Below are 16,942 nucleotides of genomic sequence, written 5' to 3'. Positions count from 1 at the left end.
TTTGCTGATCAGATTTCCTAGGGAGTGTTGAGTGAATTTATTGTGAAGCGAACATCACAAGCGAAACTTGGCCGTGTATTGAAAAAAGCCCGGCCAGTGGTGGCCGGGCTGTGTGGATCCGCCGCTTTCGTTTGAATCAGTCCATGGCTTTGAAGTTGAACTCGCCGCCTTCTTTGATGCCTGACGGCCAACGCGCGGTGACCGTTTTTGTGCGTGTATAGAATTTGAAGCTATCCGCACCATGCTGGTTCAGGTCACCGAACATGGATTTCTTCCAGCCGCCAAAGGTGTGATAGGCCAACGGAACCGGGATCGGAACGTTGATACCGACCATGCCAATATTGATCCGGCTGGCAAAATCACGCGCGGTGTCGCCGTCACGGGTAAAGATCGCGGTGCCGTTGCCGTATTCGTGGTCCATGGCCAGGCCAATCGCCTCTTCGTAGGACCCGGCGCGGACGGTCGACAGAACCGGGCCAAAGATCTCTTGCTTATAGATGTCCATTTCGGGCGTCACGTGGTCGAACAGATGCGGGCCGACGAAGAAGCCGTCCTCATAGCCCTGCAGGCTAAAGTCACGGTTATCGACAACCAGTTTGGCGCCCTGTTCCACGCCCGAGCTGATCAGGCCCAGAATGCGTTCCTTGGCGGCACCGGTCACGACGGGCCCCATGTCGACATCATCCCCAGCGGTGTAGGGGCCGACCTTCAGTTTCTCGATACGCGGAATAAGCTTTTCGATCAGCGCGTCGGCGGTATCCTCTCCGACAGGGACGGCAACTGATACGGCCATGCAGCGTTCGCCGGCCGCGCCGAAACCGGCGCCAACCAGGGCATCTGCTGCCTGGTCAAGATCGGCGTCGGGCATGACGATCATGTGGTTCTTGGCGCCGCCGAAACACTGCGCGCGTTTGCCGTTGGCCGTGGCGCGCGAATAGATGTACTGCGCGATTGGGGTCGAGCCTACAAAGGAAACGCCCTGAATGATCTCGCTGTCCAACAGCGTGTCCACGGCCTCTTTGTCGCCATTGACCACCTGGAAGACACCTTTGGGCAAACCTGCCTCAACGAAAAGTTCCGCCAGCATCAAAGGTACTGAAGGATCGCGCTCGGACGGTTTCAGAACAACAGCGTTGCCACAGGCCAGGGCAGGGCCCACATGCCACAGAGGCATCATGGCCGGGAAGTTGAACGGCATGATCGAGGCCACAACCCCTAAAGGCTGGCGCATAGAATACATGTCGATGCCTGGGCCCGCACTGTCGGTGAATTCGCCTTTCAACATCTGCGGAGCACCGATGCAGTATTCGATCACTTCCAGACCGCGCTGCAGATCGCCTTTCGCGTCAGGGATCGTCTTGCCGTGCTCGCGGCTGAGCGCTTCGGCCAGCTTGTCCATGTCGCGGTTCATCAGGTGAACCATCGCCATCATCACGCGCCCGCGTTTTTGCGGGTTCGTTGCACCCCAGGCCGGTTGTGCGGCTGCGGCGCTAGCAATGGCTGCTGTGGTCTCGGCAGCACTTGCCATAGGGCATTTGTACTGTACCTCGCCGGTAGCGGGGTTGAACACGTCATCATATCGGCCAGACGTGCCGGCGACATTCTCACCGTTGATGAAATGGGACAGTTCGTTCATTGCGAATTCCTCCGAAGGTCTGCGCGCAGAATAGGCTTGCATAAATGGCTTGAACAGAGGCAATGTCCCAAAGGTGTTTTGCAAAATTGCAAAGGTGAAGCGTGACACCTAATTGGGATGATATGAGGGTCTTTCTGGCCGTAGCCCGCGAAGAAAGCCTTTCGGCGGCGGGACGATTACTTCGGATTGACCCGGCTACGGTCGGACGCCGTGTAGCGCGGTTGGAAGCGTCTCTGGATGCGCCGCTGTTCGCCAAATCGCAGCAGGGATATGTGCTGACCTCAGCTGGTGAGCGTTTGATGGACCACGGTCTAAAAGCCGAAGAGGCGATGCGCGCTGCGGCAGGCGCCATGGCAGAACCATCTGAGAGGTTGAGCGGGCAAATCCGGATCGGCGCACCGGACGGGTGTGCGAACTACTTGTTGCCGCAGGTGTGTGGCAAGATTTGTGACGCCAATCCCAATCTGGACATACAAATTCTGGCCCTGCCGCGCGTCATCAACCTTTCCCGCCGTGAAGCCGATATGGCCGTGACCGTTAGTGCACCGACCGCTGGAAAACTGCTTGTACAGAAAATTACCGACTACAAACTTCATCTTGTCGCAACGCAGGAATACCTTGCCGATCACCCTGCGGTTCATTCCATCAGCACGTTAGGGGGGCATCGTATGATCGGATACATACCTGATATGATATTCGACCGCGAACTGGACTATCTGGTCGATCTAGGTGTTGACCGTGTCGCGCTGGCCTCGAATTCGGTCTCTGTCCAACTGCGGCAGGTTTCGCAGGGATCAGGGATCTGCATTGCGCATGATTTCACACTGCCATTTCACCCGAAGTTGAAGAAAATACTGGTTGATCAAGTGAGTTTGACACGCAGTTTTCATCTGGTTCGACATCAAGGTGACCAACGAAACGAGCGGTTGAATCGGTTCGCGCAGGCCCTGTCCCAAGGGATTCGCGATGAAGTTGAGCGGCTTGAGGCTGAAGCTTCACCTTGACAGGCTATTTCATTCCGGCAACGCTTTGGAAAACACGAAGTTATTTCGGAGGTTACGTCAATGCTTGTTCAGGCCATTCTGAAATCCAAAGCCACCGGAGGCGTGGTGACAGTTGCTCCTTCGCGCACAGTTTCAGAGGTTGCAGGAATCCTTGCAGAAAAGCGCATCGGAACGGTGGTTGTATCAGAAGACGGCGGTAAGACCGCATCAGGTATCTTATCAGAGCGTGACATTGTGCGCGAACTGGCCGCAAGCGGCAGCGGATGCCTATCAAAACCCGTAAGCGCGTATATGACCCGCGAGCTGGTGACAGCGACGCAACAGGATACTGTCCAGGATATAATGTCGCGGATGACCGAAGGGCGCTTTCGCCATATGCCGGTTGTTGAGGACGGTAACCTCGTTGGCATTGTTACCCTAGGCGACGTTGTCAAAGCACAGCTTTCCGAACTGGCAATGGAAAAAGACGCATTGGAAGGCATGATCATGGGCCATTAAGCCCATAGAAACGCGACGCAACTACTTGCACCCATAGCCAAGTTATGTTTGCTTGCGCAGAAATTTCGTTGCGCAGGAGGCGGCAATGAGGGTTGGATTGTATCCCGGAACATTTGATCCGATCACCCTGGGTCATATTGATATCATCCGTCGCGCGGCCGCTCTGGTTGACAAGCTCGTGATTGGGGTGGCGATCAATCGGGAAAAGGGGCCGTTATTTTCGTTGGAAGAACGGGTCGAGATGATCGAAGCCGAATGTTCCTTTCTTTCCGAACAGACCGGAACTGAAATTGTCGCCCATCCTTTTGAAAACCTGCTTATCAACTGTGCCCGCGACGTAGGTGCTCAGGTCATTGTCAGAGGCCTGCGTGCTGTTGCGGATTTCGAGTATGAGTTCCAGATGGTCGGTATGAACCGCGCATTAGACGACTCAATCGAGACGGTGTTCCTTATGGCTGAGGCCCGCCATCAGGCGATTGCCTCGAAACTGGTGAAAGAGATCGCGCGATTGAACGGGGACGTGTCGAATTTCGTCACGCCCCGCGTAAATGACGCGCTGCGTGCGCGCTTAGGATAGCGCGCCCATCGCGGCCGCCGTGTCCAGCATCCGGTTCGAAAAGCCCCATTCATTGTCGTACCAGGCCAGCACCCGGACCAACGTGCCGTCTGTCACCTTGGTTTCAGCCAAAGAGACGGTCGAACTGTGTGCGTCGTGATTGAAGTCGATCGACACTAGTGGGCGGTTTTCCGCAGCCAGGACACCAGGAATATTGGCCGCGGCATCAATGAACAACTGGTTGACCTCTTCTTCGGTTGTTGGGCGCGACACTTCGGTCACCAGATCCACAACCGAGACGTTCGGAGTGGGAACACGGATTGCCTGTCCAGTCAATTTACCTGCCAACTGGGGCAATACGAGACCTACGGCTGAGGCTGCCCCCGTAGTGGTGGGAATCATCGACAACGCAGCCGCGCGTGACAGATACGGGTCTTTTCCGGCGGTATCGTGAACTGGTTGGCTGGCTGTATAGGCATGAACGGTTGTCATGTTTCCGTGGACAATGCCCAAACCCTCGTCCAGCGCCGCAGCAACGGGCGACAAACAGTTGGTCGTGCAGGATGCGTTCGAAACGATCGTATCCTCGACGGTCAGCTCATGGTCATTTACCCCGAAGACGATGGTTTTGACCGCACCATCCCCGCGGGCAGGAGCAGAAATCAAAACTTTTTTGGCGCCGTTGTCAAAATGGCGCGCCGCGGCTTCGCGCGTGCGGAACACGCCTGTGCATTCGAGAACAACGTCAATATCGGACCAATCGAGTTTCTCAGGCTCACGTTCGCTGGTTAGGCGGATCGGGCCTGCACCGACATCCAAACCGGCGTCGGTCAGGGAAACGGGCTTTGTATAACGCCCATGCACACTGTCGAATTCAAAGAGATGCGCGTTAATTTCGGGCTTGGCCAAATCGTTTATGGCCACGATCTGAACGTCGGTCCGCCCAGATTCCATCAAGGCCCGCAAAACACCGCGCCCGATCCGTCCAAATCCATTGATTGCCAACTTGAGTGTCATGGTCTGCTCCGTCTGGGTGTCTGTTATTGCAAAGTTAGCGCTAACAAAGCTAGATCAAGGAAAAAGTCAAGAAAAACCTCTGTCAGCGCCAGAAGGCGAGCCAGTCCAGGAAGGTGTAAAGTTTCTTTCCCAGGAAGATCAGGTTCTCAGAGTCGAACATTGCGTAATCGACTAGCAGACAGCCAAGTATTAGAAGGCCAAGCCAGATAGCAATTTGATTGGTCATGTTGGTCCCGAATGAAAACACCCGCCCAGATAAACTGAGCGGGTGTAAAGGTACAACATTTCTACGGCGTTTTAGTTAAGCCGTCCCATGGCAACGGCGACGTCTGCCATACGGACCGAGAAGGCCCATTCGTTGTCATACCAAGCCAGAACACGAACCATGCGGTTGTTAACGACCCGTGTCTGGTCTGGTGCGAAAATCGAACTTTCTTCGGTATGATTGAAATCGGTCGAGACCAGCGGCGCAGGCTCATAGCCCACGACGCGCTGCATTGATCCCCGTGATGCTTCACGAACGATGGCATTAACATCTTCAACAGTCACGTCACGCGCCGCATGGAAAGTCAGGTCGACAGCAGAAACGTTTGGTGTTGGTACACGGATAGCCGAGCCGTCCAAACGACCCTTCAGGTTCGGCAGAACTTCGCCCAGAGCTTTGGCTGCACCTGTTGAAGTTGGGATCATGGACATTGCCGCAGCGCGCGCGCGATACAGGTCACTATGACGGCGATCCAGTGTCGGCTGGTCGCCGGTATAGGCATGGATCGTAGTCATGATACCGTGTTCGATCCCGATACCTTCGTCCAGCACCTTGGCAAGCGGAGCAAGGCAGTTCGTAGTGCAAGAGCCATTCGAAACCATTCTATCTTCAGTAACCAGGCTGTTGTGGTTCACGCCATAGACAATGGTTTTATCAACATTCTTACCTGGCGCAGACAAAAGAACCTTCTGAGCACCGCGTTCCAGATGCGTTTTGGCTTTCAGGCCATCGTTGAATTTTCCGGTGCATTCCAAAACGACGTCACAACCTTCCCAGTCAAGCTCGTTCATATCGTAAGTCGAGAACACCTCCATTGGGCCGCGGCCCAAATCCATGGTGTTGCCTTCGATCGAAACATCGCGGGGAAAGCGGCCGTGGATGCTGTCGTATTTCAGCAGGTGGGCGGTAGTTTCCAATGGGCCGGTCGCGTTGACCTTGATCACTTCGATGTCGTTGCGGGCCGATGCCGCAATATGCGACAGGGTGCAGCGGCCGATACGGCCAAATCCATTGATGCCGACCTTGATGGTCATCTGACGTCTCCAAAAATGCGCTTGCTCTGCGGGGCATATAGCGGCACAGACGCTTTCTCAAAAGGGCAAAAGTGACATATTCTTAACGTGTTAGCGCAAACCTTCGCCGGTTGCGCTAACGCTTGCGCTAGCCGTCGGATCGGGTAGGGTCCCCTGGCGACAGGTGAGATGAGAGGAAACACGCATGAGTGGTTTGTTGGCACTGTTGGATGATGTTGCTGGCATAGCAAAGGTTGCTGCGGCGTCAGTGGACGATGTGGTCGCTGCCGCCGGCAAGGCCGGGGCCAAGACTGCGGGCGTGATCATCGACGATGCAGCAGTTACTCCGAAATATGTGCAGGGCTTTGCCCCGGCGCGGGAATTGCCGATCATCTGGCGCATTGCGCGCGGCTCGATTTTCAACAAGATTATTCTGCTGTTGCCAGTCGCTTTGTTGCTGGCCAATTTTGCACCCTGGTTGATAACGCCCTTGTTGATGCTTGGCGGGTCCTATTTGTGCTTCGAAGGGGCAGAAAAGATATTTCACCTGCTTTTCCCTCATGGCAGCCACGTTATAGACGAAGATATGAAGGTCAAAGACCCGGGCCATTTGGAAGAGCAGAAGGTCAAGGGTGCGATCAAAACCGATTTCATCCTGTCCGCCGAGATCATGACAATCGCCCTTGCCGCCATCGAAGCACCGAATATCTGGATGCAGGCGGCAACGCTGGCCGTTGTTGGACTAGGTGTGACTCTGGCCGTTTATGGCTCGGTCGCCTTGATCGTGAAGATGGACGATGTGGGCCTTTTCCTGGCGCAGAACGCACCAACGCCGATCGGGCGCGGATTAGGGCGTGGATTGGTCAAGGCGATGCCGGTTGTCATGAAAGTGCTGTCGATTGTCGGCACAGCTGCGATGCTGTGGGTTGGCGGCTCGATCATCATTCACGGGCTTGAGGTTCTGGGTTTTGGCTGGTTGGGGCATCAAATCCATGACATGGCCTATGCAGCCGGGCATGCGGTTTCGGCGCAATGGGAAGGTGCCGTGGAGTGGATTTCCAAAGCCACGATGGATGGCATATTCGGACTGGCCTGGGGGTTCGTGCTTATCCCGATTGCAACCAAAGTGGTCGCGCCGATTTTGTCTCGGAAATCTGAAACGCATTAATCAGAAAACGAAAAGGGCGGCGCATGGCCGCCCTTCGCTTGATGTTTGAAATTGGGAATTACAGCTCCAGCAATTCCTTGACCTTTGCAACTGTGGCCTCTGCAGTGATGCCGAAATGTTTATACAGTTCATCAGCGGGCGCAGACGCGCCAAAGCCCGACATGCCGATGAAGCCCGCCTTGGCGTCACGGCCGCGTTCCCCCAGCAGCCAGCGGTCCCAGCCTCCGGCGCGGACGGCGGCCTCGATGCCGACACGGACGGCTCCACCGGGCAGAACCCGCTTGCGATACGCTTCATCCTGCTCGGCGAACAGTTCCATGCATGGCATCGACACGACGCGCGTGCCAATGCCCTCGGCCTCGAGCATCGCCTTGGCTTCCATCGCCAGCGACACTTCCGAACCGGTTGCGATCAGGATTGCCTGACGCTTGCCTTCGGCTTCGGCAAGAACATAGCCGCCTTGTGCAGTCAGGTTTTTGGTTTTGTGATCCTTGCGTACGGTCGGCACGCCTTGGCGGGTCAGAGACAAGACCGAAGGGCTGTCCTTGAAGGTCAGCGCCAGTTCCCAGGATTCCGCTGTTTCAACGGCATCCGCCGGGCGGAAAACATAGGTATTCGGTGTCGCGCGTGAGATCGCCAGATGCTCGACCGGCTGGTGGGTCGGGCCGTCTTCGCCCAGACCGATCGAGTCATGGGTCATCACAAAGACCGTGGGTATCTTCATCAGCGCTGCAAGCCGCATCGAGGGCCGCGCATAGTCGGTGAACGCCATGAAGGTACCGCCATAGGGGCGGATGCCGCCATGCAGCGCCATACCGTTCATCGCGGCGGCCATGCCGTGTTCGCGGATACCATAATGGATGTACCGACCCTTGCGGTTTTCCGGCAGGAATACGCCCATATCGGCCGATTTCGTGTTGTTCGAACCGGTCAGGTCAGCAGAGCCGCCAATAGTTTCCGGCATGATCGGATTGACCGCGTTCAGAACTTTCTCGGACGAGGCACGGGTGGCCAACTTGGGCTGATCTTCCGACATCTGCTTTTTGAACGAGCGGATGGCACCGGCCAGCTTTTTGGGTGCCTCGAACGCATAAGAGCGGTTGAACTCGGCCTGTTTGCGTTCAGAGATCTGCGCGAAACGCTCCTCCCACGCAGAACGCTCGGCTGCGCCGCGCGAACCGATTGCTTCCCAGGCTGATTTGACATTTGCCGGGACTTCGAAGGCGCCATGGGGGGCGGCATAGGCCTCTTTGGCCGCTTTCAGCTGTTCCTGATCGGTCAGGGCGCCGTGGCCTTTTGAGGTATCCTGCGCCGCGTGACCCAAAGCGATATGGCTTTCGCAGGCGATCATGGTCGGCTTGTTGGACGATTTCGCCTTGGTGATGGCCTCGTCGATGGCCTGCGGATCGTGGCCGTCAATCTCGATAACCTGCCAGCCAGAGGCGGCAAAGCGTTTCACCTGATCGGTCCGGTCAGCGATGTCGACCGTGCCGTCGATGGTGATGTTGTTGTTGTCCCAGAACACGATCAGCTTACCCAGCTCGTGACGGCCGGCCAGCGTGATGGCCTCTTGGCTAACACCTTCCATAAGGCAGCCATCGCCCGCGATGACATAGGTATAGTGATCTACGATCTTCTTGCCGTAGTGAGCGCGCTGGATTTCCTCGGCCATGGCAAAACCAACGGCATTCGAGATCCCCTGACCCAGCGGGCCGGTTGTAGTTTCGATCCCGTTGACAAGGAAGTTCTCGGGGTGACCTGCAGTTTTTGCGCCCAGCTGACGGAAATTCTTGATCTGTTCCAGCGTAACGTCAGCGTTCCCAGTGAGATACAACAGCGAATAGATCAGCATCGAGCCGTGACCGGCGGACAGGATGAACCGGTCGCGGTCGGGCCAGCTTGGGGCCGAGGCGTCGAATTTCAGGTGCTTTTCGAACAGTACGGTCGCGACATCGGCCATGCCCATTGGCATACCGGAATGGCCGGAATTGGCGGCGGCGACGGCGTCGAGGGTCAATGTGCGGATGGCCGCAGCTTTGTCCCAGTGTTCGGGGTTGGCATTGCGCAGCGCAGTCAGGTCCACGGGTGTTGTTCCTTTGGATTACAGGCAGATGGCCGCTCAATACCATTCAGCCCTCAAAGTGCAAGTAGAACTGGGTGCTGCAGGGTTTTGCTGGATCAAGAATGTGACCCAAGTCGTTGAAAGCAAACAGTGGGTATTTTCGATGCCATTGGGTTAGACTAGGCCAAGACGCGTACAAGGTTGATTCGGATAACCTCGCGAAACAAGGAACCTTGATAAAAAGGTGGCAGGGGCATGAGCCAGATCGAAGAACTACAACGCCGTATTGTGGCCGCGATGGATCGGATTGGATCCGGCATTGCGACAATGGCGGAAGTTGGCGCAGGCAGCGGTGGAGAAGATGACACTCTGCGTGTAGCTCTGGATGATGAGAGGGTTGCGAATGCTCAACTTGAAGAGCGTCTCAGATCATTAAAAGAAAGACACGATTCCGAAGTCGATGCCATGCGCCTAGAAATCGAAGCCTTGCGTAATACCCCGTCCGATAGTCAGGAAAGTGCAGCGCTGCGCGAGCAACTCGAAGATGCCAAGGCACAGCTTACTTCGGTCGAAGCCGCACGGGCCGAGTTGGCAAGCGCAAAGGCAGCATTGGAAGATCAGGATGTTGTCGAAGAACTGAAAGCCGAAAATGCCCGTCTTCGTTCGGAATTGGCGGATAGTGAACGCGTGGCGGAACTCAGCGCCGAGTTAGAAATGCTGCGCGCCGAACGCAGTAGCCATGGCTCGGCGATGTCGCGTCTGGATGATGATCTGCAGCGCATGCGCAAAGCCAACGAACAACTACGAATGTCGGTCGAAGAGCTGCGCACAGCTGCAGAAGACGGAATGACCGATGCGGATCTGTTGAACCGTGCCACAGCTGCCGAGCTTGAGGCAACGCGCGCAGCGCAGGCCACCGATGCGGCCGAAGCACATGCCGTGCTGGCCCGGTTGGAACCGTTGCTGTCTCAGGCGAAATTGGCCGAAGGAGAGGTGGAATAATGCCTGAATTGACCATTCAAATCGGGGGGCGCGGCTTTGAGGTTTCGTGCCAAGAAGGCGAAGAGGTTTTCCTGCAAGCTGCTGCAAAATTGCTGGATGATGAAGCGCAGGTATTGTCGGATCAGATCGGTCGGATGCCTGAATCCCGGATGCTTTTGATGGCTGGATTGATGTTGGCAGACAAAGCCGCCGCCACAGGTGACAAAATCAACTCGCTGGAAAATAAGCTGGCGGAGGCCGAAACTGAGCTTCGGAACCTGCGCAGCATGCCACAGCCCGAGCCGGAAAGAATTGAAGTTGCCGTGGTTCCACCTTCGGTCACTGACACCTTGGCAGAATTGGCTGCTCGGGCCGAGGCAATGGCGGCATTCATAGAAGAAAAGTCAACGAAATGATAAATATGCGTACTATTGCTATTGCGACTTTCATGTCTGTGTCAGCGCAGGTTTCCTGGGCTGGGATCGATATTCTGCCCGTCACATTTACTTGTGATAACGGCGTGCCTCTTGAGGTTGCCTATTTCAATGCCGAGGACGGATCCAGCGCGGCAGCCATGATGGTCGACAATAAGCTGGTGACTTTGCGCCAAGCTCAGAGCGGCTCTGGTATTCGCTATGAATCCGACGGAACAACTGGCACTTACATCCTGCGCTCCAAAGGCTGGGACGCCACGGTGAGCTTTCTGGCGACAGGTGCAGATGCCGCCAGCGAGCAGGTCTTATTGGGAAATTGCGTCAGCCGCTGATCAGGCGTTTGCTTCCCTGATTTTATCAGCGGCTTCCTTGTTGTAGCCGACACCGTTGTCATCAAACAAGGTGTCCAGCTCACCTGACAGGGTCATCTCGGTGATGATGTCGCATCCGCCTACGAACTCGCCTTTGACATAGAGTTGCGGAACAGTCGGCCAGTCAGAATAGTCCTTGATCCCCTGACGCAAGCCCTCGTCGGCCAGTACATTCACGTCAGCAAATTCTACACCCATGTAGTTCAGCACGCCTGCCACGCGCGAGGAGAATCCGCATTGCGGCATTTCCTTGGTGCCTTTCATATATAGCACCACATCATTGGCTTTGACGGTCTCGTCGATCTGGGTTTTCACGTCGGTCATGTTACTTTTCCTTGTCATTCGCATCCGGGGCGGTCGTTTCATCCTGTGATGGGGCGGCGACCCATCCTTCCTTTTCCAGCCGTCGGTGTTCGGCCTGCGCCAGAGCCAGCGGATTCAGCCCGTATCTCTCGATGCCGTCAACCTTGCTGATTTTGTCCGGGTTTGGACGCATGTCGACCAGTTTACGCTTTCTGTTTCGCTTCACATAGGCCTCGATCAGCGCGGCGGCAACTATCAAAGCCGCGATTGCTGATATCCAAGCCAGCCATGTACTCATTTTTTTGGAGCCATGGCTTTAGCGTAATGCTGCGGATCTCGGGTAACCCTCGCCATAGTCGGGTGTCCACCGCCCGGGCCGCCCGTATGCACGCCATGAGTTATTAGTTGATCTCCTTGGCCGGGTTCGCTTCCGCGAGCTTTCTTATTGGTGCCGGGCAAAAAAGCTGATCGAACAACCAATATGCACCCAACCAGCGCCACCAAAGAGCAAATCCCGTAAATCCAGAAAGTCGTGCTCACTCAGGCACTTTCGTCGTCAGAGCCAGCGCGTGCAAGTCGCCATCCGGGCCGTCCATCTTGCCTTTTAGGGCTGCATAGACTGCTCGCTGTTGTTGCACCCGGTTTTTGCCACGAAAGCTCTCATCCACGACCATGGCCGACATATGTACGCCGTCGCTGCCGCCGACCTGAATGTCCGCATCGGGAAACGCGTCGCGCAGCAGGTTCTCAATCTCGTGGGCGCTCATCGGCATGTAGGTTTCTCCTGAAAGTCTTTCTCAAGATGTAGTGCGCCGGGGCGGGGCGCGCAAGGGTCAGATAGACGCCCCGAAATGACAAAAACCTGCACTTGTCAAAGTGCAGGTTTTAAGAAGCGCAGGTGCCAAAATCAGGCGACGGCTTCGGCGAAGCTGTTGCGGAAAGTGGCAGTCAGTTCATCAAGCAAGGCCTCAGAAGAGCCGATGCGGACGCTGTCGCCCGTGAACCGCCCGACCGATACCAGTGGAACGCCAGCCTGACCTGCGGCAATCATCAGGGCTTCGGCCTGGTCAAAGTTGCAGGCGACCAGATAACGGGCCTGATCCTCGCCAAACAGGAATTCGGTCGAGGCGTCGTCAAGCGTTATGCCGACGCCGGTTGCTTCGGCCAGTTCGAAGGCTGCCAATGCCAGACCACCATCGCCAAGATCGGTGCAAGCCTTGATCATCTCTCGGTTTGCGCGGATGAACTCTCCGTTGCGCTTTTCGGCGTCCAGATCGACATGCGGCGCGTCGCCATCTTCGCGGTTGAACACTTCGGCCAAAAGGGCGGATTGGCCCAGATGCCCCTGCGTATCGCCGATGACCAGAGCCACGTGGCCGTCGCGGACCTCATTACCTATGATCTCGTCCGTGTGCGCCAGAAGGCCGACCGCTCCGATTGTCGGAGTCGGCAGGATCGCTTGACCGTCGGTTTCGTTGTAAAGCGACACGTTGCCGGACACGATGGGCATATCCAATGCTGCGACGGCCTTACCAATGCCTTGGATGGCACCGACGAACTGGCCCATGATCTCGGGCTTTTCCGGGTTGCCAAAATTCAGGTTGTCAGTGGTCGCCAGCGGCAATGCCCCGACGGCGGTCAGGTTGCGGTAGGCTTCGGCAACAGCTTGCTTGCCGCCTTCAACAGGGTTAGCTCGCACATAGCGTGGGGTCACGTCACTGGTGAAAGCAAGAACCTTGTCGGTGCCGTGTACACGAACCATGCCGGCGCCCAGACCAGGCGTACGCACGGAATCAGCCATAACCATGGTGTCATACTGCTCGTAAACCCATTGCTTGCCCGCATAGTTGGGCGAAGCGAGCAGGGCGCGCAGACCGTCGATTGGGTCGATCTGAGGCACGTCGGCCAGATCTTCTGCTTGCGGTGTAGGCTCCCACGGGCGATCATATTCGGGCGCGGTTGAGGAGAGTTTGGACAGAACCAGATCGGCTTTGACCTCACCATTATGCATGATTAGAAAGCGATCTTCGGCGACGGTTTCACCCACGATGGCGAAATCCAGATCCCATTTATCGAAAACGGCGCGAGCCTCGGCCTCAAGCTCGGGCTTGAGAACCATCAGCATGCGTTCCTGGGATTCCGACAGCATCATCTCATAGGCCGTCATGTTCTCTTCGCGCTGGGGGACGTTTTCCAGATCAAGCCGCACGCCCAGACCGCCTTTGTCGCCCATTTCCACGGCCGAGCAGGTCAGACCCGCCGCGCCCATATCCTGGATCGAGATCACCGCGCCGGTTTGCATCAGCTCCAGCGTCGCTTCCATCAGGCGTTTTTCGGTGAACGGGTCGCCAACCTGAACGGTGGGGCGCTTTTCCTCGATCGTGTCGTCAAATTCGGCGCTGGCCATGGTGGCTCCGCCCACGCCGTCGCGTCCGGTCTTGGCCCCAAGATAGACAACCGGCATGCCGACGCCCGATGCGGCTGAGTAGAAAATCTTGTCACTGTCAGCCAGCCCGGCTGCGAAGGCATTCACAAGGCAGTTGCCATTATAGGCCGGGTGAAAGCGCACTTCGCCGCCAACGCAAGGGACGCCGAAACAGTTGCCATAGCCGCCGATACCTTCGACCACGCCATTGACCAGCTGACGGGTCTTGTGGTGGCCGGGTTCACCAAAAGACAGCGCGTTCATCGAGGCGATTGGGCGCGCACCCATGGTGAAAACGTCGCGCAGGATACCTCCAACCCCGGTGGCCGCACCTTGATAGGGTTCGATGTAAGACGGATGGTTGTGGCTTTCCATCTTGAAGACCACGGCCTGACCATCGCCGATATCGACCACACCTGCATTTTCACCCGGTCCGCAGATCACCTGGGGTCCAGAGGTGGGCAGGGTGCGCAGCCATTTCTTGGAGGATTTGTAGGAACAATGCTCGTTCCACATGGCCGAGAAAATGCCCAACTCGGTAAAGGTTGGCTCGCGCCCGATAATCTCCAGGATCATCTCGTATTCTTCGGGTTTCAACCCGTGCGCGGCAATCAGATCCGGTGTGATGGCGGGCTCTTGCATCGTTTGTCCTGTATCCATGGTGGCCGAGATTGCGGGCCTTGTAGGGCAAGGGCGCGTCTGTGGGAAGGGCCAAGTCAGCGCAGGGTCGAATAACGTAACCGGCATATGCCAATTTCGAGCTTTTCTGCGCTTTGTGTACCCAGAAAAAGAAACGGAACCGCGCCAGTGGCCGGTTCCGTCTATAGTACTTCCTGCCAGGCGGCCCAAAAGCCGCGTGGCGTCTGTATCTGGTCTTTAAGCTGGGGTTTCTCCCTTGTTGATCGAGTCCGCCGCAGCGGCCCCAACAGCAGCTTTTTGTTGTTCGGTAAGGTTCTCGGCCTCTTCCAGACCAGGAATTGCTACGCGAACTTCGCGGCGGGCAAAGTCGATGCCATTGGCATTGAACTCGGCCTTCACCCGGTTGAAGATTTCCTTGCGAAGCGTGAACTGCTTGCCCGGCTTGGCCATGAACTTGCCGCGGATGATCATGCCAACATCGTCAAAGTCGAAAACACCTTGCGATTTAAAGGGCTGCAAGAAGCCTTCTTTGTGGGTTTCGTCCGCCATCATCTCGGCGCCGATCTTCTTGAAGATCTTCTTGACCTTGTTGGGATCAGTGTCAAACGGCACGGTGAACTTTAGCTTCATGATCACCCAGTCACGGCTGAAATTGGTCAGCTTTTGAATCTCGCCATAGGGGATCGTGTGAACGGGCCCACGGTGATGGCGGAGCTGCATCGAACGGATCGAGATTTTCTCGACGGTGCCCATGGTGCCACCGACATCGACATATTCACCCACGCGAAACGCATCGTCGATAAGGAAGAAGACACCGCCGACGATATCAGCCACCAGCTTCTGAGCGCCGAAACCGATCGCAAGACCAAGGACACCGGCACCTGCCAGAAGTGGGGTGATGTTGATGCCCAGCGCGCCCAATGCGAGCAGGCCGAAGATGACCGCAATCGTGACTTGCGCCGTGATCCGCAGCAGGGGAAGAACCGTCGCCAGACGTGAGCCGCCTGCACCGCCACCCTCGCCACCGGCCTCTTCATCCAGCTCTTCTGCCGTTGTCTGTTCCTTGGCAAGACGACGGTTGATCCATAGTGAGACGACCTCGTTCAAGATGTATCCGACAGCGATGATCATCAGGAATTCGATAACCGTACCGCCAACGTCGGTTCCGATCCCGGCAGAGGCGACATGTCGAAGATCAAGCTGCCAGACCCGCGCGATCATAAAGACCACAAACAGGCCCGCCAGCACGCGACCGATCCGGATATAGCTGCGCTTGGCTGATTTATAGGCGCGTTCGGCCAATGGTCCGTCGCCCAACATTGGGGGTTGAAGATGGCGCACGAGGCCACGGATCAGCGTATCAAGCGCTGGAGCGATCAGCAGCCAGAACATCGTCGTGAAATGTGGCCCTTTGCCAAGCAGGGCAAGTGTTCTGGGATCACGCTGTGCGATCAGGAATTCGACCAGGAACCATATCACCACCGAAACGCCGATAGCGAAGTAGGGATAGTAATGAGCGACCTTTTCATCGAATTTGGTGTGATCCGGGTCCGTGCCCAACATCATCTGAGACAACCCTTCGCGCGCGGTCCAAGCGATGATCCCAATGTATATATGGATGCCAGCGTTCAGCCAGAAACCGATACGCGTATCGGCCGGGGTGATACCGTTAAGCAAGTTGAACCGTACGATAAAGAGCGTGAGGCCGATCAATAGAAGAAGGCCAATCAGGTTGCGATGCAGATATTTGGCCCAATGATCGTCTATGTTGACCAACCGGTAATGTGGCTTTTTGGGCGCCAGCACAAAGCGTGAGGCGGCTGCGCCCAGACGCGGAATCCAAATCAGGTAGAAAACGAATGGGGCGGCATAGGTAAGCTGTTCTGTCGTCAGCAAGCCCCGTCCAATCGCCCGGATAACAACATAGAACACAACAAGCCCTGCGATTTCCCGGCAGAAACGGCGGAACAAGTAACGTACCGCGCTCCAAAGATCGGCATCGGAATTCCCATCGGGCTCTTCGTGCCATTTGCGGGTGAGAAACCCAAACAATTTTTCAGCAGCGTATCCGGCCACCAGAACTGCTAGGATCAGCCCAAACAGGCCAAACACCCCGGTAGATCCGAATTTCGCTGAGAAATTGCTGAACGCTTCAACCTGGGCGCTGACAATATTTGGCAATGTGGTCAAAACCTGCGTCCAAGAGGTAACCATCTCGGCCCAGATTTCACTGATTTCGGTAAGCGGATCTTCATGGTTTTCGTTTGCTGCCGCCTGCCTTTCTGCAACCGCGTCGAGCCGTTCCAGCAAAATGGCGCGAACCTGATCGTCGGACATACGTGCCACCAAGCCATCAACCTGATCGGGCGTCAGGTCCTCTGGAATTGTGACCGTAGACGACGCGGTCCCACTGTCTTGTGCGTATACTGGTACCGCAAGAAGAATGGCGGAAATCAACGCCAGTAATAGGCGGAGTGGATGGTGCATGAATTTTCCCTCGAACACGAATTTTTGATCTTTTACGGGATCATAGGCGCGGAGGTGGAAATTTCCCAGCAGTTTTCGGCTGT

Annotated in this window: 17 protein-coding genes; 7 read left to right on the top strand and 10 right to left on the bottom strand. The window is 56.2% G+C overall.

The genetic code is table 11. The annotated features are described in order from the left end of the window. Positions 1-136: 136 nt before the first annotated feature. The gene (locus AC2FLG_RS01240; protein WP_142634027.1) at positions 137-1,636 is read right to left on the bottom strand and encodes a CoA-acylating methylmalonate-semialdehyde dehydrogenase; all 1,500 of its coding nucleotides are present in this window, start codon (positions 1,634-1,636) and stop codon (positions 137-139) included. A gap of 101 nt (positions 1,637-1,737) precedes the next feature. On the opposite strand from AC2FLG_RS01240, the gene AC2FLG_RS01235 reads away from it, so the two are divergent. The 3 genes from AC2FLG_RS01235 to coaD all read left to right on the top strand — a co-directional run bounded on the left by AC2FLG_RS01235 (position 1,738) and on the right by coaD (position 3,715). Next, entirely contained in the window at positions 1,738-2,640 is a 903-nt protein-coding gene (locus tag AC2FLG_RS01235; RefSeq protein ID WP_496704679.1) for a LysR family transcriptional regulator, read from the top strand. Positions 2,641-2,700: 60 nt separating this feature from the next. Beyond that, positions 2,701-3,138, top strand: coding sequence for a CBS domain-containing protein (locus AC2FLG_RS01230; protein WP_142634023.1), 438 nt, complete (start codon positions 2,701-2,703; stop codon positions 3,136-3,138). Between the two features lie 85 nt (positions 3,139-3,223). Continuing rightward, the gene (gene coaD, locus AC2FLG_RS01225) at positions 3,224-3,715 is read left to right on the top strand and encodes a pantetheine-phosphate adenylyltransferase (protein WP_142634021.1); all 492 of its coding nucleotides are present in this window, start codon (positions 3,224-3,226) and stop codon (positions 3,713-3,715) included. Here the strand turns inward: coaD and gap (AC2FLG_RS01220) are convergent. The 3 genes from gap (AC2FLG_RS01220) to gap (AC2FLG_RS01210) form a co-directional block, all read right to left on the bottom strand. Then, positions 3,707-4,711 carry a type I glyceraldehyde-3-phosphate dehydrogenase gene (gene gap, locus AC2FLG_RS01220; RefSeq protein WP_496704677.1) on the bottom strand — a complete coding sequence of 335 codons (1,005 nt, stop codon included), beginning with the start codon at positions 4,709-4,711 and terminating at the stop codon, positions 3,707-3,709. The genes coaD and gap (AC2FLG_RS01220) overlap by 9 nt on opposite strands. Before the next feature lie 82 nt (positions 4,712-4,793). Further along, positions 4,794-4,937 (bottom strand): hypothetical protein, encoded by a 144-nt coding sequence (locus tag AC2FLG_RS01215; RefSeq protein WP_496679620.1) that lies wholly within the window; start codon positions 4,935-4,937, stop codon positions 4,794-4,796. A gap of 71 nt (positions 4,938-5,008) precedes the next feature. Beyond that, complete coding sequence (gene gap, locus AC2FLG_RS01210) at positions 5,009-6,010, bottom strand: type I glyceraldehyde-3-phosphate dehydrogenase (protein WP_142634017.1); 1,002 nt, start codon at positions 6,008-6,010, stop codon at positions 5,009-5,011. Between the two features lie 184 nt (positions 6,011-6,194). Here gap (AC2FLG_RS01210) and AC2FLG_RS01205 point away from each other — a divergent pair, with 184 nt between their 5' ends. Beyond that, positions 6,195-7,157 carry a DUF808 domain-containing protein gene (locus AC2FLG_RS01205; RefSeq protein ID WP_496691297.1) on the top strand — a complete coding sequence of 321 codons (963 nt, stop codon included), beginning with the start codon at positions 6,195-6,197 and terminating at the stop codon, positions 7,155-7,157. A 58-nt stretch (positions 7,158-7,215) separates the two neighbouring features. On the opposite strand, the gene tkt is transcribed toward AC2FLG_RS01205, so the two are convergent. Next, positions 7,216-9,240, bottom strand: coding sequence for a transketolase (gene tkt / locus AC2FLG_RS01200; protein ID WP_496700235.1), 2,025 nt, complete (start codon positions 9,238-9,240; stop codon positions 7,216-7,218). Between the two features lie 234 nt (positions 9,241-9,474). On the opposite strand from tkt, the gene AC2FLG_RS01195 reads away from it, so the two are divergent. Genes AC2FLG_RS01195 through AC2FLG_RS01185 form a run of 3 tightly spaced genes read left to right on the top strand, consistent with a single transcriptional unit; the run spans position 9,475 to position 10,966 of the window. Then, positions 9,475-10,221, top strand: coding sequence for a hypothetical protein (locus AC2FLG_RS01195; RefSeq protein WP_496704675.1), 747 nt, complete (start codon positions 9,475-9,477; stop codon positions 10,219-10,221). Then, positions 10,221-10,616, top strand: a complete 396-nt coding sequence (locus AC2FLG_RS01190; protein WP_496704674.1) for a cell division protein ZapA — start codon at positions 10,221-10,223, stop codon at positions 10,614-10,616. Before AC2FLG_RS01195 ends, AC2FLG_RS01190 begins: the two co-directional genes overlap by 1 nt. Positions 10,617-10,648: 32 nt before the next feature. Further along, positions 10,649-10,966, top strand: coding sequence for an MliC family protein (locus AC2FLG_RS01185; RefSeq protein ID WP_271946931.1), 318 nt, complete (start codon positions 10,649-10,651; stop codon positions 10,964-10,966). Here the strand turns inward: AC2FLG_RS01185 and grxD are convergent, their stop codons facing one another. The 5 genes from grxD to AC2FLG_RS01160 all read right to left on the bottom strand — a co-directional run bounded on the left by grxD (position 10,967) and on the right by AC2FLG_RS01160 (position 16,859). Further along, complete coding sequence (gene grxD / locus AC2FLG_RS01180) at positions 10,967-11,329, bottom strand: Grx4 family monothiol glutaredoxin (protein ID WP_281972151.1); 363 nt, start codon at positions 11,327-11,329, stop codon at positions 10,967-10,969. It abuts the gene before it with no gap. Between the two features lies 1 nt (position 11,330). Then, positions 11,331-11,606: a hypothetical protein gene (locus AC2FLG_RS01175; RefSeq protein ID WP_496704672.1), complete on the bottom strand. Its 276-nt coding sequence runs from the start codon at positions 11,604-11,606 to the stop codon at positions 11,331-11,333. A 238-nt stretch (positions 11,607-11,844) separates the two neighbouring features. Further along, positions 11,845-12,081, bottom strand: coding sequence for a BolA/IbaG family iron-sulfur metabolism protein (locus AC2FLG_RS01170; protein ID WP_142634001.1), 237 nt, complete (start codon positions 12,079-12,081; stop codon positions 11,845-11,847). Between the two features lie 134 nt (positions 12,082-12,215). Then, positions 12,216-14,375 carry a phosphoribosylformylglycinamidine synthase subunit PurL gene (gene purL / locus AC2FLG_RS01165; RefSeq protein WP_496700435.1) on the bottom strand — a complete coding sequence of 720 codons (2,160 nt, stop codon included), beginning with the start codon at positions 14,373-14,375 and terminating at the stop codon, positions 12,216-12,218. A 234-nt stretch (positions 14,376-14,609) separates the two neighbouring features. Beyond that, complete coding sequence (locus tag AC2FLG_RS01160) at positions 14,610-16,859, bottom strand: mechanosensitive ion channel family protein (protein ID WP_496704671.1); 2,250 nt, start codon at positions 16,857-16,859, stop codon at positions 14,610-14,612. Positions 16,860-16,942: the final 83 nt, after the last annotated feature.

This window comes from Ruegeria sp. CDSA193, assembly GCF_059611885.1.
Note: the sequence above shows the minus strand (reverse complement) of the source record. Positions and strands in the feature narration are given on the sequence as shown.

Coding starts and splice junctions, on each gene's coding strand:
- AC2FLG_RS01230 (WP_142634023.1), top strand. CDS start 2,701: ATGCTTGTTCAGGCCATTCTGAAATCCAAAGCCACCGGAGGCGTGGTG.
- coaD (WP_142634021.1), top strand. CDS start 3,224: ATGAGGGTTGGATTGTATCCCGGAACATTTGATCCGATCACCCTGGGT.
- AC2FLG_RS01160 (WP_496704671.1), bottom strand. CDS start 16,859: ATGCACCATCCACTCCGCCTATTACTGGCGTTGATTTCCGCCATTCTT.
- purL (WP_496700435.1), bottom strand. CDS start 14,375: ATGCAAGAGCCCGCCATCACACCGGATCTGATTGCCGCGCACGGGTTG.
- AC2FLG_RS01215 (WP_496679620.1), bottom strand. CDS start 4,937: ATGACCAATCAAATTGCTATCTGGCTTGGCCTTCTAATACTTGGCTGT.
- AC2FLG_RS01170 (WP_142634001.1), bottom strand. CDS start 12,081: ATGCCGATGAGCGCCCACGAGATTGAGAACCTGCTGCGCGACGCGTTT.
- AC2FLG_RS01195 (WP_496704675.1), top strand. CDS start 9,475: ATGAGCCAGATCGAAGAACTACAACGCCGTATTGTGGCCGCGATGGAT.
- AC2FLG_RS01240 (WP_142634027.1), bottom strand. CDS start 1,636: ATGAACGAACTGTCCCATTTCATCAACGGTGAGAATGTCGCCGGCACG.
- AC2FLG_RS01190 (WP_496704674.1), top strand. CDS start 10,221: ATGCCTGAATTGACCATTCAAATCGGGGGGCGCGGCTTTGAGGTTTCG.
- grxD (WP_281972151.1), bottom strand. CDS start 11,329: ATGACCGACGTGAAAACCCAGATCGACGAGACCGTCAAAGCCAATGAT.
- gap (WP_142634017.1), bottom strand. CDS start 6,010: ATGACCATCAAGGTCGGCATCAATGGATTTGGCCGTATCGGCCGCTGC.
- AC2FLG_RS01205 (WP_496691297.1), top strand. CDS start 6,195: ATGAGTGGTTTGTTGGCACTGTTGGATGATGTTGCTGGCATAGCAAAG.
- gap (WP_496704677.1), bottom strand. CDS start 4,711: ATGACACTCAAGTTGGCAATCAATGGATTTGGACGGATCGGGCGCGGT.
- AC2FLG_RS01175 (WP_496704672.1), bottom strand. CDS start 11,606: ATGAGTACATGGCTGGCTTGGATATCAGCAATCGCGGCTTTGATAGTT.
- AC2FLG_RS01185 (WP_271946931.1), top strand. CDS start 10,649: ATGTCTGTGTCAGCGCAGGTTTCCTGGGCTGGGATCGATATTCTGCCC.